This window comes from Paraburkholderia sp. WC7.3g, assembly GCF_050436345.1.
GTDB classification, from domain to species: domain Bacteria; phylum Pseudomonadota; class Gammaproteobacteria; order Burkholderiales; family Burkholderiaceae; genus Paraburkholderia; species Paraburkholderia podalyriae.
In genome coordinates, this window is the sequence record NZ_JBNDMA010000001.1 from 302,129 (window position 1) to 317,856 (window position 15,728).

General features: G+C 60.7%; 9 protein-coding genes and 8 pseudogenes. 12 read left to right on the top strand and 5 right to left on the bottom strand.

The features are described 5' to 3' along the window. Positions 1–21: 21 nt before the first annotated feature. The 3 genes and pseudogenes from OKW43_RS01455 to OKW43_RS01465 all read right to left on the bottom strand — a co-directional run. A complete protein-coding gene (locus OKW43_RS01455) occupies positions 22–1,341 on the bottom strand; it encodes an acetyl-CoA hydrolase/transferase C-terminal domain-containing protein (protein ID WP_429447289.1) in 1,320 nt (439 codons plus the stop codon). Positions 1,342–1,518: 177 nt separating this feature from the next. Continuing rightward, entirely contained in the window at positions 1,519–1,737 is a 219-nt protein-coding gene (locus OKW43_RS01460) for a hypothetical protein (RefSeq protein ID WP_429444755.1), read from the bottom strand. A 697-nt stretch (positions 1,738–2,434) separates the two neighbouring features. Then, positions 2,435–3,301 (bottom strand): annotated as a pseudogene (locus OKW43_RS01465) (FUSC family protein); the annotation flags it as partial. A 258-nt stretch (positions 3,302–3,559) separates the two neighbouring features. Between OKW43_RS01465 and OKW43_RS01470 the strand changes: the two are divergent. The 10 genes and pseudogenes from OKW43_RS01470 to OKW43_RS01515 all read left to right on the top strand — a co-directional run bounded on the left by OKW43_RS01470 (position 3,560) and on the right by OKW43_RS01515 (position 10,138). After that, a complete protein-coding gene (locus OKW43_RS01470; RefSeq protein ID WP_187638932.1) occupies positions 3,560–4,513 on the top strand; it encodes a LysR family transcriptional regulator in 954 nt (317 codons plus the stop codon). Positions 4,514–4,558: 45 nt separating this feature from the next. Further along, the gene (gene tnpB / locus OKW43_RS01475) at positions 4,559–4,678 is read left to right on the top strand and encodes an IS66 family insertion sequence element accessory protein TnpB (RefSeq protein ID WP_429447291.1); all 120 of its coding nucleotides are present in this window, start codon (positions 4,559–4,561) and stop codon (positions 4,676–4,678) included. A gap of 85 nt (positions 4,679–4,763) precedes the next feature. After that, positions 4,764–4,943 (top strand): annotated as a pseudogene (locus tag OKW43_RS01480) (IS3 family transposase); the annotation flags it as partial. Positions 4,944–5,024: 81 nt separating this feature from the next. After that, complete coding sequence (locus tag OKW43_RS01485) at positions 5,025–5,330, top strand: transposase (RefSeq protein ID WP_429444758.1); 306 nt, start codon at positions 5,025–5,027, stop codon at positions 5,328–5,330. Continuing rightward, the gene (locus tag OKW43_RS01490; protein ID WP_429444760.1) at positions 5,327–5,473 is read left to right on the top strand and encodes a hypothetical protein; all 147 of its coding nucleotides are present in this window, start codon (positions 5,327–5,329) and stop codon (positions 5,471–5,473) included. Before OKW43_RS01485 ends, OKW43_RS01490 begins: the two co-directional genes overlap by 4 nt. A gap of 128 nt (positions 5,474–5,601) precedes the next feature. Continuing rightward, positions 5,602–6,234, top strand: a pseudogene (locus OKW43_RS01495) (IS3 family transposase); the annotation flags it as partial. A gap of 208 nt (positions 6,235–6,442) precedes the next feature. Continuing rightward, positions 6,443–6,589: a hypothetical protein gene (locus tag OKW43_RS01500; protein WP_429444762.1), complete on the top strand. Its 147-nt coding sequence runs from the start codon at positions 6,443–6,445 to the stop codon at positions 6,587–6,589. A gap of 45 nt (positions 6,590–6,634) precedes the next feature. After that, positions 6,635–8,160: pseudogene (istA, locus tag OKW43_RS01505) on the top strand (IS21 family transposase). Between the two features lie 14 nt (positions 8,161–8,174). Next, a pseudogene (istB, locus tag OKW43_RS01510) lies at positions 8,175–8,943 on the top strand (IS21-like element helper ATPase IstB). 169 nt (positions 8,944–9,112) lie between these two features. Continuing rightward, positions 9,113–10,138, top strand: a complete 1,026-nt coding sequence (locus tag OKW43_RS01515; RefSeq protein WP_429444763.1) for an IS630 family transposase — start codon at positions 9,113–9,115, stop codon at positions 10,136–10,138. Positions 10,139–10,184: 46 nt separating this feature from the next. On the opposite strand, the pseudogene OKW43_RS01520 reads toward OKW43_RS01515, so the two are convergent. Together OKW43_RS01520 and OKW43_RS01525 are read right to left on the bottom strand one after the other, a co-directional pair. Beyond that, positions 10,185–11,468, bottom strand: a pseudogene (locus tag OKW43_RS01520) (IS5 family transposase); the annotation flags it as partial. A 242-nt stretch (positions 11,469–11,710) separates the two neighbouring features. Next, positions 11,711–13,024: pseudogene (locus OKW43_RS01525) on the bottom strand (IS110 family transposase); the annotation flags it as partial. A 256-nt stretch (positions 13,025–13,280) separates the two neighbouring features. Here OKW43_RS01525 and istA (OKW43_RS01530) point away from each other — a divergent pair. After that, positions 13,281–14,733 (top strand): annotated as a pseudogene (gene istA, locus OKW43_RS01530) (IS21 family transposase). Next, positions 14,730–15,548 carry an IS21-like element helper ATPase IstB gene (gene istB / locus OKW43_RS01535; RefSeq protein WP_429444765.1) on the top strand — a complete coding sequence of 273 codons (819 nt, stop codon included), beginning with the start codon at positions 14,730–14,732 and terminating at the stop codon, positions 15,546–15,548. Before istA (OKW43_RS01530) ends, istB (OKW43_RS01535) begins: the two are co-directional and overlap by 4 nt. The last annotated feature ends 180 nt before the right edge of the window (positions 15,549–15,728 follow it).

Sequence of the window (15,728 nt, forward strand, 5' to 3'; positions counted from 1 at the left end):
TGTTGCCGGTCGCATGTACTTCTAGCGCTGCAATTGCGGACGCCGCTGCTCGGTGACGACCACGTCGACGTCGTGCTCGTTGTGATCGCAGTGCGGCACCATCGGCACGATGCTCGAAATGCGGCCGTCCTTCGCGGTCGACTTGCTTGCGAACACCGCGCACGACGCATTGCGCGCAAAGTCGCCCGACCCGCCGATGCCGTTCATCATATGCGTGCCGCCCACATGCGTCGAATTGACGTTGCCGTAGATATCGAATTCGAGCGCGGTATTCAGCGCGATCAGACCGAGCCGGCGAATCACTTCGGGATGGTTGCTGACTTCCTGCGGACGCAGCACGAGCCGCTCACGATATCGCCCGATCTCGCCGAATACCTGCGCCTGCCGAGCGGCCGACAACGTGATCGACGCGCCGGATGCGAACGCGACCTTACCGGCGTCCATCAGATCGAAGGTCGAATCTTGCAGGACTTCTGAATAAACTTCGAACACATCGAAAGGCGAATCGACGAAACCCGCCAGTACCGCGTTGGCGATCGTACCGATGCCCGCCTGCAGCGGCGGCAACTGCTTCGACATGCGGCCACGCGTTACTTCGTGCTGAAAAAATTCGATCAGGCGACCGGCGATCGACACGGTTTCCCGATCCGCGGGCAGCACCGTGGACGGGCTGTCGGCCATGTCGGTGATCACGATCGCCGCAATTTTTTCGGGCGGAATCTCGATGGCAGGAGTGCCGACCCGGTCCTGCGCGCGCACGATCGGCAGCGGCTCGCGATGCGGCCGGCGCCCCGGAATCCAGATGTCGTGCAGGCCTTCGAGCCCGAGCGGCTGCGCAAGATTGATTTCGACGATGACCTTGTCCGCGAGAATCGCGAAGCTCGCCGAATTCCCGACCGACGTCGTCGGCACGATACCGCCGCTCTCCGTGATCGCGGCGGCTTCGATGATCGCGACATCGAGCTTGCCGAGCTGGTTCGCGCGCAGCATCTCGACGGTCTCCGATAGATGCTGATCGACGAACATCACTTCGCCGCGATTGATTGCGTCGCGCAGCGTCTTGTCTACCTGAAACGGCAGACGGCGCGCGAGCACGTGCGCTTCGGTCAGCATGCGATCAACGTCATGATCGAGCGAGGCGCCCGTCATCAACGTGATGCGCAGCGGCTCGCCGAGCTGACGCGCACGCTCGGCAAGCGCAACCGGCACGGCCTTCGCGTCGCCCGCGCGCGTAAAACCGCTTGCGCCAACGCGCATGCCGTCGTGAATCAGGAGCGCCGCGTCGACAGCCGTGGTGATCTTGCCGCGCAGCGCGGCGCAGCGAATGCGGTCTTCATACATGCAAGGAAGTCTGTCCATAGTCGCCAGCTCCGTCTAGTGGTGCGCACGTCTGCGGTGTGCTTCGCTCAATAGGCGGTTGCCGCTCCCGTCGCGGCGTCTCGATCGGACGGCGTCGCGTGCAGGTGTTGGGTCGCGTGACATGGTCCGCGACAGGTGTTGCGCGTGACGCAACCGGGCTTAGCTGCCGAAGTAGATGTTGCAGAAGCTCATCGGGCCAACGCATTCATCGGCTTTCGCTTTTGGTGCTTGCACGTGCTTGCGAGCGGCAAGCTTATCGGTGCGCTGACCATCCACTTGTGCAACCTGCTGCGCGGGCTCGGTCGGCGCGGTTTGCGCATAAGCGGCGGCAGCGGTGGACAAAGAACACGCAATCAGGACCATCTTCAACACTTTCATCTCATTCTGCAGGGGTTACGACTACTGTGACGAGTACTGCGAGGCAGTGACGAAACTATATGACCGCCACCTACGCGGATAAACGGGGTCGCCTGGAAGGGATCTTTCCATATGGCAGAAAGATCCACGAAGCATTGCTCAACGAGGATTGAACGGCGCGTCCTTGTCGAGCAACGCGTTACGAATGAAGTGCGGACGGCTCAAGATGCGCTGCAGATCGTGACGGCGGGCGCGATCGGCATGCACTGTCTGCAGCACCAGCGAAGTGCGTCGCGCCGTCGTCGTGAACGGTGTGTCAGCAGCATGCGCAGTTGTGAAGTCAAATCGATCGCCGGTTGGTTCTGGATCGCGACCAACTGGCCGAGCGGCGGCCTCGCCGTGATTGGCCCAAACGTTGGTCTGTGCGTTGACCTCCACTGCGCCACGCGCCACCAGAATGACCGATGATGACCGCCGAGCGCAGGAACGTGAACAACACGGCGAAGTGGTTGGTGCGGCATAAAGGTTTGATTGTGCGGTGGCTTTTATGTGGGCTCGATTTGCGTCGCCGTGTCGAAGTCTGCAATCGATTCCTTGGACGCAGCTTCGAGTGGCCACCTGGTTTCGCGTACCCGCGTGGCAGGTTCGCTCGAAACAGGCGCAGGTCAGCAGCTACGCGCGATGCTTCGACGCCTGCTGCAGCTTGTACCTGGACCAAGCCTCCCAGTTCGTCGAAGTACGGACCGATGGCCGCGAGTATCGGCGCGGCACGGCTCGTTCGCAACCGTTTGAGCAACTAATGCAGTGCGTGCAGACGCGTGCACGCATCCATGAATTCGCAATTCAGACGCGCGAGATGCGCACTGCGCGAGCGCATCGCCGGATCTTCGAACGCGACGAACGTGCGTGTTGCTTCGGAGCCGGCGATTTCGTCGACGAAATCCGCGAAACGCCGTTCGAACCGATTGCGCTCGAGCCCGCGTGCGAGCACCTCGACAGCGAACGCGGTAAAAATCGCGAACCTGACCTGAAGGTTACGTCGTAGCGCAAGGCTCGAGCTCTGCGGCAGCAGCAACGTGCTGAGCGCACTCGAACACACGATGCCGACCGCCACTTCCGCCGCGCGCGCGACCGCCGCGAGGAACAGTCCTTGAGGCGCCATGACGTTCGGAATGCCGATCAGCGCGGCGGTGTAACCTGCGAGCACAAAGCCGTATCACCTGAAATGCCGATACCGGACCGCCGCAGCAATACAGGCGCTCACCCACAAGATCATACCGAGTATGTACAGTTCGGGCTTCTGAACGAACAGCCCGCCGAGCACGAGTGCGGCCACGGTCCCTACTGCTGTTCCAAGAATCCGGTAAAAGCTCTTGGCAAGCACCTTGCCGCTGAACGGTTGCATCAACACAAAAACCGCGGTCATTGCAATGCGCGGCTGCGGCAGATCGAGCAGTATCGCGATGCCCAGCGCGAGCAGACCGGCGGTGACCGTCTTCAACAGATGCAGCCAGTTCATACCGTCGCTGCTGGCCCAATCGCGCATGGCCCGATTGAGTTTGGCTCGGCCGAGTCGTCGCCGCATGTCCGCGCGCGGACCGAAAAAATCCGCCCGCGGTTCAAACGCATGATCGGGTTTCTACTGAAAACAGTGCGCCCCACGCGGTGGCTGAAAGAGGCTCCGGGCAGAATCGCTGACACCGGGGCAGGCGAGGCGCCGATTGTAGGTGCCTGCGATGCGCGCATTAAGACGACGGGTGCAGAACATCTGTTCCAGAATGGACAACAATAGAGTTCTGAGACTGACGGAAAATATGATCCTGGTCATGAAACAGAAGGTTTGATGGACACGCTACAAAATATGCGAGTGTTCGTCCGGGTGGTTGAAGCCGGTAGCTTCACCGCGGCCGCGCAATCGCTCAATTCAACGACCGGCGCGATGTCTCGCGCAGTCTCGGAGCTCGAAGCACATCTGCGCACGCGGCTGCTGAATCGCTCGACGCGTCGGCTTGCGCTGACCACTGCCGGCGAGCGCTATCTGAAGCGATCGCAGCAGATCCTCGCGGACGTCGATATCGCGGAAGAAGAAGCCAGTTGCGCGCACGAGCGACCAAGCGGCGCGCTGCGCATGCATAGTTTTGCGAGCATCGGCCAGCACTACGTTCTGCCGGCCATTTCGCGTTATCGCGCGCTTTATCCTGATGTGACCGTCGAGTTGACGCTGTCGCAGCGCATGCCGGATCTGTTCGAGGGCAGCGCCGATGTGGCCGTGGTCGGCGCATCGACGCTGCCGAATTCGGACCTCGTATCGTTCCCGCTGGGGACGACGTTCAGCATCCTGTGCGCATCGCCGGCCTACGTGCGCGCGAACGGCGCGCCGCAAAAGCCAGCGGACCTTGCGCGTCACGAATGTCTGATCCTGCATACGCCGGCGTTCCCGCCACATGAATGGACGCTCGACGGCCCCAACGGCAGTGAGATGATGGAAGTCAACGGACCGGTGCATGTGAACATCGCCGAATCATTGATCGTGGCGATCCGCGAAGGCATGGGCATCGGCATGGTACCGCTTTACGCGGCCATTTCGGGGTTGCGCGATGGCTCGCTGGTCCGTGTGTTGCCGGAATATATGCTACAGAAGTCGACTGTTTATGCGCTATATCCGTCGCGCAAGTTCATCGACGCAAAGACGCGCACGTGGGTCGAATTCCTGCGCTCGCATCTGCCGAATGTCATTGCGCGCGACGAAGCATTGCTTGCTGAGGTCGCGCGGTGCGATGTTCCAGTTGGACGATGAGATGAAGGTCTATGCTCATCGCGACACCGTTGATTTCCTTGGAACATCAACGGTCTTGCAGTCATCGTCGAGCAATCGATGAGGCTCGATCCGTTCGTGTGGGCAGAGTGTATATTCAGCAATCGGAGTCGCGATCGCGTCAAGATTGGCGTCGTGTCGTTGTAGTGTGACTCGATTGCAAGGAGCTGATCGATCAATCGTGAACCGCCCCGGGTTTGGCGGAGGCTCCAACTCTTGAGAGAATGGAGCCATGAACAAGAAGGTAACCAAGTTTTCCCCGGAAGTCCGAGAGCGCGCAGTGCGCCTGGTGCGCGAGCAGCGTAGCGAACATCCGTCGATGTGGGCGGCGGTCGAATCGATTGCGCCGATGATCGGCTGCACACCGCAGACACTGCACGAGTGGGTCAAGCGCGACCAGGTCGACAGAGGTGGCGCCGAGAATCCGGACAGGTCGGTAAGTGGAAAAGCTGGGGCGTGAGTCGGTCATAATGGCCGGCAAAGGAACCAGAAGATGACGAAACGCAACCGACGGACACACTCACCGGCGTTCAAGGCAAAGGTGGCACTCGCGGCGCTCAAGGGCGACAAGACGCTGGCCGAGCTGGCCCAGCAGTTTGATGTGCATCCGAACCAGATCACGGACTGGAAGAAGCAACTGCAGGAGCGTGTTGCCGAAGTGTTCGAGACGGGCCAAACATCGGCCGAGCCCCCGGTCGATGTGAAGGTGTTGCACGCGAAGATCGGGCAATTGACTCTGGAGAACGATTTTTTGGAAAGCGCGCTCGGCAAGGCGGGATTGCTGAGCGTAAAGCGATGATTGATCGCGAGCACGCATTGCCGGTGAGCCGGCAGGTGCGGCTGGTGGGCATTGCCCGTTCAAGCGCCTACTACCAACCGCACCCGGTCAGCGAGGCCGATCAGGAGCTGATGCGGCGGCTCAATGAATTGCATCTGGAGTAATGAGATGGTCACCCCCACCCTATGAGCGGACTACGCTGTAGGGGTTTCCTTTGTGGAGAGGCCCATCATGCAAGACGTGACACTGGTAGGAATTGATCTTGGCAAACATTCGTTTCATCTCCACGGTCAGGGTCGGGCGCAAACACGTCGGCACGCTGATGAAGCGCATGGGCATTGAGGCGCTGTACTGCAAGCCGAACACGAGCCGCCGTCATGCGAAGCACAAGATCTGGCCTTATCTGTTGCGGGGCATGACGATCAATCGGGCAAACCAGGTCTGGGCACTGGATACGAGCTATATTCCGATGGCGCGCGGCTTCGTCTATCTGACCGCCGTGGTGGACTGGGCCAGCCGAAAGGTACTGGCCCACCGCGTGGCGATTACGATGGAAGCGATGCACGCTGTCGAGGCGTTGGAAGAAGCGTTTGCGAAATACGGGCAACCTGAAATCGTCAACACCGACCAGGGCAGCCAGTTCACCGCGACAGCGTTCACCGACGCCGTGCTCAGCAGGGGCATCCGCCTGTCCATGGATGGCAAAGGCGCCTGGCGCGACAACGTATTCGTCGAACGCGTGTGGCGCAGCGTGAAATATGAAGAGGTGTATCTGAAAGCCTATGAATCAGTCAGCCATGCGCGCCGCTCCATCGGCGATTACCTGAATCTTTACAACCAGAAACGGCCCCATTCGAGTCTGTCCGATCAGACGCCGGATGAGGCATACTTCGCGACGCTGCCAGCGATCAAAGCGGCAGCTTGATGACCCCGGCGCTTCCACTTATAAATTCGATCTGACTGTCCGAACCAACGGCGCCACCTCTGTTAGCCGTCGTTCATCAACACGGCGGCGGGCTTGATGCGGGCATAGCTGCCTTGTCGACTGCCCCCGTCGCCAGACTAACGCGCCTTCGCTCGCCTCCCGCAAGCTTCGCCGTCCATTGCGGGCATACTGCGTATTTCGGTCCAACGTGACCGACCGTTTCGGCATCGTGACCGGCGATTTCGGGAACGTGACCGAGGATTTCGGCAACGTGACCGAGGATTTCGGGAACGTGACCGAGGATTTCGGCAACGTGACCGGTCGCAACGACAGGCGGGTTTGGCGTTGCGCGTGACCCCAGCCACGCGGGCTATGCTCGACGGCTTTGGCCGGAGAGACGATGCCCGCGCACCGGATGAACACGCGCATGATCAAAGACGTTTTACGACTGAAGTTCGACGGCGGCTTCTCGCATGATCGAATCGCCGCGTCGCTAGGCATTTCCAAGGGCGTTGTCACGAAGTACGTCGGCCTGGCCAAGGCGGCCGAACTCGACTGGGCGAGCGCTTGCGATATGGATGAGGGCGAGCTCGAACGGCGTTTGATGGGCAAGCCCGCTGGGCCGGCGGCTTACGCCCAACCCGACTACGGCCGCATTCACCAGGAACTGCGACGCAAGGGCATGACGCTTACGCTGCTCTGGGAAGAGTACCAAGCCGAGTTTGCCGATCGGCAGACCTACCGCTACACGCAGTTCTGCGAGCACTACCGGACGTTCGCCAAGCGGCTCAAGCGCTCGATGCGCCAGATCCACCGCGCCGGCGAGAAGCTGTTCGTCGACTTCGACGGACCCACGCTGCCGTTGACGACGGGGCGGCGCGCGCACGTGTTCGTCGCCGCGATCGGCGCTTCGAGCTACACGTTTGCGTGCGCGACGCCTGCCGAGACGATGGAAGACTGGCTTGGCGGCATCGCACGAGCACTAACGTTCTACGGCGGCGTGCCGCAACTGATCGTGCCCGACAACCCGCGCGCAATGATCGCCGAGCCCGATCGCTACGAGCCTCGTGCGGGCGACACCGTGTTGGACTTCGCGCGCCACTATGGAACGTCGTTCCTGCCGGCGCGCGAACCTACCGACCGCAGGACAAGGCCAAGGTCGAGTCGGCCGTGCAGGTCGTCGAGCGCTGGATCATGGCGCGTCTGCGCCACCATGAGTTCGGCTCGATGCAGTCGGTCAATGAGGCGATCAGCCCGTTGCTGAAGTACCTGAACGAACGTCCCTTCCAGAAGCTGCCCGGATGCCGCGCCACTGCGTTTGCGCAGCTCGACGCACCCGCCTTGTTGCCGTTGCCGGCCCAGCCGTACGAACTTGCACGCTTCAAGACGGTGACCGTGCACATCGATTACCACGTCGAGGTGGGTAAGCATCGGTACAGCGTGCCGCATGCGCTCGTCGGTCTGAAGCTCGAAGCCCGCATCACCGGCGGCGCCATTGAACTCCTGCATCGCGGGCGTCGTGTGGCGAGCCATGCTCGCAACGACCGAGCTGGCGGCTACACGACCATCGTCGAACACATGCCTGCTGCGCACCGCGCGCACCTGGAATGGACGCCACAGCGTCTGATCCACTGGGCGCGGCAGATCGGCTCGGCAACGGCGACGCTCGTCACGCGATTGCTGGAAGAACAGCGCCATCCCGAACACGGCTATCGGGCGTGCCTGGGGCTGCTCTCGCTGTCGAGGCGCTACGGTCGTGAACGGCTGGAAGCCTCATGTGCTCTCGCTCTCGAACTCGGTGTGCATCGTTACCGGCATGTGCGCGAGATCCTGCTCAACAACCGCGACCGCGCCGTCGCCATGACACCGGCGGACTGGACGAGCCCGAGCCATGCGCACGTGCGTGGCCCCGGCTATTACCAATAAGGAGGCGCACTGCGATGATGATGCAACAAACCCTGACACAACTGCGCACGCTCAAGCTCGACGGCTTCGCCGACGGTCTCGAAGAACAACTCGCGCAGCCCGGCAGCGCCAAGCTGAGCTTCGAGGAGCGCCTGTCGTTGCTGGTCGACCGGGAAACCCACTGGCGCGATGACCGGCGTCGCACGCGCTTGCTCAAGCATGCACGCCTTAAATATCCGCAGGCCCTGATCGAGGATCTCGATACGCGATCGGGTCGCGGCATCGATGCTCGCGCGCTCACGAGCCTGGCGCTGGGCGACTGGGTTCAGTCGGGCTACAGCCTGCTCATCAGTGGCCCCACGGGGGGCAGGCAAATCGTGGCTCGCGTGTGCGTTGGCGCAGTACGCCTGCCGGCGTGGGCACTCGGCGCTGTATCTGCGTGTGCCGAGGTTGACCGAAGAACTGAGAATCCTGCACGGCAGCGGCGGCTTCACGAAGTGGCTCATGCAAGTCGCGCGCGTTGACGTCTTGCTACTCGATGACTGGGGCATGGCGCCGCTCGACCCGATGGTACGCAACGACTTGCTGGAGATGATCGACGACCGCGCGGCCGGCAAAGCCACCATCGTGACCAGTCAATTACCCATCGAGCACTGGCACGGCTGGATCGGCGACGAAACGATTGCCGATGCCATGCTCGACCGACTCATGCAGCGACATCACCGCATCACGCTCAAGGGCGAGTCGCTTCGAAAGGCCGCTCCAAACGCTCAAACAAAGGAGGTCGTACTCGACGAAAGCTGATCCAAAAACCTAGAATCAACCCCGCGCAACATCGAACCTGCCAAATCGGTCACGTTCCCGAAATCGGCGGTCACGTTCGCCGAAATACGCACTTACTAACCAGTGCGTAAGTAAGCGAACATAAATCGACGCCATGGTCTAAGCTTTAAGGGGTTTAGGGAGAGGCGAGATGCGCGAGGACGACGGCCGGCAGCTTTCACATGCAACGCTGGAAGAGATCCGCATTCGGGCTGTCAAGCGTGTCGAAGCTGGCGAGTCGCCGGAGGACGTGATCCGCACGCTGGGATTCTCGAGAGCGCGTATTTACGAGTGGTTGGCGGCCTGGCGCGAAGGGGGCATCGAGGCGTTACGAGCCAAGGCAATCCCTGGTCGACCGATGAAGCTGCCGTCCGAGGCTATCCGCTTCGTCTATCAGACGGTCACAACGAAGAACCCAATGCAGATGAAGTTCGAGTTTGCATTGTGGACGCGAGACATGGTGCGGGAGTTGATTCGCGATCATTTCAACGTCAGGCTCTCCGAGGTGTCTGCCGGTCGACTGCTGCGCAAGCTCGGGCTTTCACCCCAGCGGCCGCTTGCGCGTGCTTACCAACGCGACCCTGAACTGGTCGAGTCATGGATGCAGAACGAATACCCGGCCATTGTCGGGCAGGCCAAACGCTGCGGGGCACAGATCTTCTTCGTCGACGAATCGACGGTGCGATCGGACTATCACAGCGGCACGACCTGGGCACCGGTCGGTCAAACACCGGTAGTCGAAGTCACTGGCGCGCGCTTCAAGGTGAACCTGATCTCAGCGATCAGCCCGCGTGGCCAACTTCGATTCATGTGTTTCGAAGGCAGCTTCAAGATCTCCGTGTACGTCGACTTCGTCAAACGACTGATGCTCACCGCCGATGCGCCTGTCTTCCTGATTGCCGATGGTCATCCGGTACATCGTTGCAAAGCGATCCGGCAGCTTGGCGCGGAATCGGATGGGCGCCTTTGTCTGTTCTTCCTTCCTGCTTACTCGCCAGACCTGAACCCGGACGAGTTGGTATGGGGTTATCTCAAACATCACAAGATCGGCAAGCTTGCCATCAAAGGTCCGGGGCATCTCAAGCAGCGAGTTCGAGCGGTTCTGCGCTCGTTGCAGAAGATTCCGGCCTTGGTCCGATCCATGTTTCAACATCCGTCAGTCCGCTACGCGGCATGATTCATGTCCGGTTACTTTGTTTCGGCTTAGTATGTTTATGTGCAGATCATATGCGCAAAGAAGCGTCAGTAGTCGGCCCTGAACAATTCGTTTCGTCACGCAGATGAAGCCACGCCGCTGACCGGGGAGCGGTTTTGAAGCCGAGCAAAGCGACGAGAATCAGGGCGTAAAAAAGCCGCAGCTTGCGCAAGATCATCCGCAGGTTATAACCGGCGCCGCACAGCACCGCATGCAGTGCATCGCCCAGCGCACCCTTAAGCCAATTGCGACCGAGCTTGCCGTCGGCCTTCATGTGCCCGATGGCCGGCTCGATTGCGCTGCGGCGTCGGATCATTGCTCGCAGGCCTCGCGTGATGCCGCGTCGCAATCCGGGGTGATAGACCTTCACACCATCGACGGCGACGCCCTTGTAGCCACGATCGACGACGGCGATCTCCGGCTGTACGTCGCTCAGGATCGCCGCCTGCTCCAGCGCTTCAGCCAGCGTGTGCCCATCGTAGGGATTGCCCGGCATCGAACGAGCTCCGACGACCAGACCTTCCTTGTGCGTCGTGGTAATCGACACCTTCACGCCGAATTCGTACGGCTTGCGTGCCTTGCCCTTGGCCAGACACTCGACTTCTGGCGCATGCAGTGCGTAAAGCTTGTTTTTGTCCTTCTGCTTCTGCGTGAGAATGCGCTTCGTGCGGCCAATCAGATCTTCCAAAGCCGCTCGACTTTGCTGAGCGACGCCGTCCAGCTGCCGCTCGACGTCACGCATCACGCGCCCCACGCGCGAGCGCAACGTGCGCAGCGCTTTCTTCATCCGCTTGTACTGCTTCGCATGCGCATAGCGGCCGATCTGGCCCGCCAGACGCGGCGCTTCTCGGTTGTAGTTCTGCCGAAGCTTCAGCCCGTGCTGGGCCGCAGCCTTCACCAGATGTTCCCTGCAACATTCGAGCAGGCGCGAATCGGTGGGATGCGCTATCGCCTTCTCCATCACCGTCGTATCGACTATCACCCGCTTCAGGCTCGAAGTCTTGATCACGTTGGCACGTTTGGCTGCTTCGATCGTCTCGGCCAGCAGCTCTTCAATGCCGGCTTCGCCCATCCGCTTGCGCCAGCGCGTCAGGCTCGACGGATCGATCGGCGGCTTCGTCTGCAAGTACGTCTCGCCGGTGAACACCTGCCAATACGGGTTCTCCAGCCATTGCCAGACGACCTCCTCGTCCGACAGGTCGAAGGCGTGCTGCAAGTACAGCAGCCCTGCGATCAAACGCGGCGACGTCGCCGGTCGGCCACGATGCGACACGAAACTGGCGCTCATCGCCGTGCTCAACCGATCCCAGTTGGGCAGCGACAATTGTCTTGGCCGGTCGTTGACGCTTGTTTTGGCCGGTGGTGAGGAGTCGTAGGCGGCGTAGCCGCCGGAGACGACGAGCCACCGGCAGCGCCAGGTCGACGGGGCTTTAGGATGGGCTGATCGAAGCTTGAAGAAGAAGCGGTCAGCTCATGTCTGGAACCCGCATTACCGACCAACAGGTTCATCTCTCTCAATAAACACATCGCAAGGTCTTGATTTTGCGAGGAAACAGGGGTAAGTTTGAAACCCAGTTTTTCGGCCCGACGGGCAAGATGATGCATGACGCGTTGACGGTAACGCTCCTCGTAGTAGTCTTGCCCCTGATCGATAAATTCGCCGCCTTTCGTCAGCATCGCATAGATCAGACGCGCCAGCTTATGCGCGGTCGCCGTGATGGCCTTGGGTCGGTCCAGTCTGGCGCACATGCGCCGGTAGTAGGCGCCCAGTGCAGACTGGCTGGTACGCAGTGCTGCGGCTGCCAGACGTAAAGCGTGTGCCGCACGGTTAGTAGTACGTTTGCTCGCGCTGGACAGCACCTTGCCCCCGGAGATCTTCGTTCCAGGACACAGGCCGAGCCATGCTGCAAACTGCTTGGCGCTTCTGAAGCGCGAGAGGTCCGTGCCTGTTTCGGAAATCACCTTCAGTGCGGTTGCCGTGTCGATGCCGTTAATGCGCGTCAGATCAACACCGCACAGGCCAATCAGGTACGTGCGTAAGTCGAACCGTGGAGCATTCTTGCCGCGCGAACGACGCTGAGGCTTATCCAGGCTTCCAGCATGCTTTTGCAGCGCGGCCAGCATGGCCTCAAGCTGCTGGTCACACACCATCAGTTGCGTACTGTATGCGTCATACAATGACATGGCCTGCTTCAGTGTGAACAGGTGCTCGTCGCGCCAGTTGCCCTGCAATGACTTGACGATGTCCTCTTCACTGGCGCGGATGCGGGCGTGTTTCATTCTGGCCAGGGTCACGGCGTCCCGCTCGCCGGAGATGATGGCGCGCACAATCTTCTGTCCCGTTTCGCCCATGATGTCGGAGATCACGTTGGCGAGTTGAACGTTCATTTGCGATAAGGCTTTTTGTATATGCTGGACGTGTCGCGCCTGATAGCGCAACAGCATATCCCGTTGCCGTGAAACAGCCCGCAAGGCGCAGATTTCGTCTGTCGGCCGAAACGCTCCCGACAGCAACCCGTAGCTCATCAGTTGTTGCAACCACTGGCAGTCAAGCACATCGCTCTTGCGGCCCGACACATTCTTTACGTGCCGGGCATTGACCAGATGGACCGTGAAACCCCGTGATTCCAGCAACTCGTACACGGGTATCCAGTAGACTCCGGTCGACTCCATTGCCACAGTGTCGATGCCGCAGGCTGTCAGCCAAGTGGCCAGCTTCTCCAGCTCACAAGTGAAACTCTTGAACTCGCGCACAGGTTCGTCGTCACGATCAGCAGGCACCGCCACATAATGGCTTGCCGAACCAATGTCGATGCCCGCCGCGTTCGGACAGGCTATCTCCAGCGTTGTTCTTGTGCGCATTGCCATGACTTTCGTCCTTTGGATTCGAGGTTGCCGCACAGGTTCGGGTACGTCGTTGTACTCACTCTCTCAAACGGGATGGCCGTTCATCACGGTCTCACCAGTGTCGCCGACGTGACCCAGGACCACGCTCTATCGCGGGCTGAGATGCACCATTGATGAATCGGTCTTCTCCCGCGCGGAATTCAACCTTACCGCAAGGGCGTCGCCACATGTTTATTGCAAACGCCTTTCGGCCGGCGCACCGATTATTTCGCTCTATATGAACAAGCGCAAACAGCATTCTCAGGAAGTCGCGGCCGCCAAGACCGGTATCAGCGTGCGTACGGCACGCCGCATCGAGCGCGATGCCACGTTGCCCTCGCAGAGGCCGCGTCAATCATGGCGGACCCGCCCGGATCCCTTCGTTGACGTATGGGACAGCGAAGTCGTACCGCTGCTGCGCAACGCGCCCAACCTGATGGGCATCACGGTCCTGCGCAAGCTGCAGGATGATCACCCGGATCGTTATCCCGATAGCATGCGGCGCACGCTGGAACGGCGTATCCGCCAGTGGCGGGCCCTTGAAGGGCCGACCCAGGAGGTGTTCTTCCCCCAGGAACATCAACCGGGCGTGCGCGGACTGTCAGACTTCACCGATATGAGCAAGCTGTGCGTGACGATCGGCGGCGCCCCATTCGGTCACCGGCTGTATCACTTCGTGCTGGCGTTCTCGCGCTGGGAGTACGCGAACGTTGTTGAGGGTGGCGAGAGTTCCGAGGCCCTCGCAGCGGGATTGCAGAACGCGCTATGGCAGGCCGGCGGTTGCCCGCGCGAACATCGTTCTGACAGCCTGTCGGCTGCCTTCAAGAATCTGACAGAGCAGGAGGACTTCACGAAGCGTTACGCAGCGCTACTTGACCATTACGGCATGGAGGGCACGCGCAACAATCGTGGCCTGGGTCACGAGAACGGCAGCGTGGAATCCTCGCATCGGTATCTGAAGGAAGCGGTCGACCAGGCCTTGATGCTTCGCGGCCATCGCGAGTTCGCTGACCGGGCCGCGTACGATGAATTCATCCGTGAGGTGGTGATGCGCCGAAACCGGCGCAACGCTGCGGCGTTTCGCATTGAGCGCGCACAGTTGCAGGATTTGCCTGAACGTCGTACCACTGACTTCGCCGAGGAAGAAGCGCTCGTGACCCGCTGCAGCACGTTCACTGTGCGGGGCATCCTGTACAGCGCGCCGTCGCGGCTGATCGGCCACCGGCTGAAGGTTCGGATCTATGGTGACCGGCTCGACTGTTACCTGTCCGGCGCGCCGGTGCACAGCACCGCGCGAGGTTCCCGTGCAGCCGACCACCGCCACGCGCTGGATTATCGTCACTTCATCGATTCTCTCAAGCGCAAGCCGCAGGCGTTCAGGGGGTTTGCGTTTCGCGACGCGCTGTTTCCCCGTGAAGCCTACCGCCGAACCTGGGAGAAGCTGGAGGCGCAACTGACGCAACGTCAGGCATGCAAGACGATCGTGGGGCTGCTCGAACTCGCAGGACACCATGGCGTTTGAAGCGTTGCTGGCCGAGCGGCTCGACGTCTTGCTCGAAGCAGGCGAACTGCCCGATCTGAAGCAGTTGCGCGATGAATTCGCACCACGTCAGGCCCTATGTCCCGAGGTGGTGGTCGAGATGCCGCCCGTCGCGGTCTATGACGAGCTGCTCGACAAGGTGGCGGCATGAACATCCCCGCCCATGACAACGGCCGTCTGGCCCTGATGCTGAACGAATTACGCCTGCCGACGATCGGCAGGTTATGGCCCGAGTTCGTTGAGCGCTCTGACAAGGAAGGTTGGCCGGCTACGCGATTGCTCGGGGCGCTGCTCGAGCATGAACTGGCCGAACGTGCCAAACGACGCATCGAGCGGCACCGGACCGAGTCGCCTCTGGACCCGACCAAGACGCTGGCCACCTTCGACTTCGGCATGGTGCCAATGGTCTCGAAGGCGCATGTTACTGCGCTGGCTACCGGAGATTCGTGGCTGGAGAAAGGTGCCACGATTCTCCTGTTCGGGCCGCCCGGTGGCGGCAAAAGTCATTTAGGTTCGGCCATCGGACATGCTCTGATCGACGTCGGCTATCGCGTGCTGTTCACGCGCACCAGCGAGCTCGTACAGAAGCTCCAGGCCGCGCGCCAGAGTCTGCAACTTCCATCCGCGCTCACCAAGCTCGATCGGTTCGATCTCATCATCCTGGACGACCTGTCGTACGCGCGCAAGGACCAGGCTGAAACCAGTGTGCTGTTCGAACTGATCGCCGAGAGGTATGAGCGCAAAAGTCTTTTAATAACGGCCAATCAGCCGTTCTCTGGCTGGAATGACGTGTTCCCCGACCCCGGCATGACGGTCGCAGCCATCGACCGGCTCGTCCATCACTCGACGATCTTCGAACTGAATGTAGAAAGCTATCGCCGTCGAAAGGCCAACGACAAACAGAGCGCGCGCCGACGACAATTACCCGACGACAATTACGATGGAGGCGCGACAACTATGAATTAGCCAGCGACAACTACACCCGTTGACCGGCCAAAATAATTGTCGCTGACCGGCCGTGCTGCTTGACGCTGTCTACTGTCCGGATTCTCGGCGCCACCTCTCCGAGCCCCCGGTCGATGTGAAGGTGTTGCACGCGAAGATCGGGCAATTGACTCTGGTGAAACGCGCGATATCGGCCGCGTA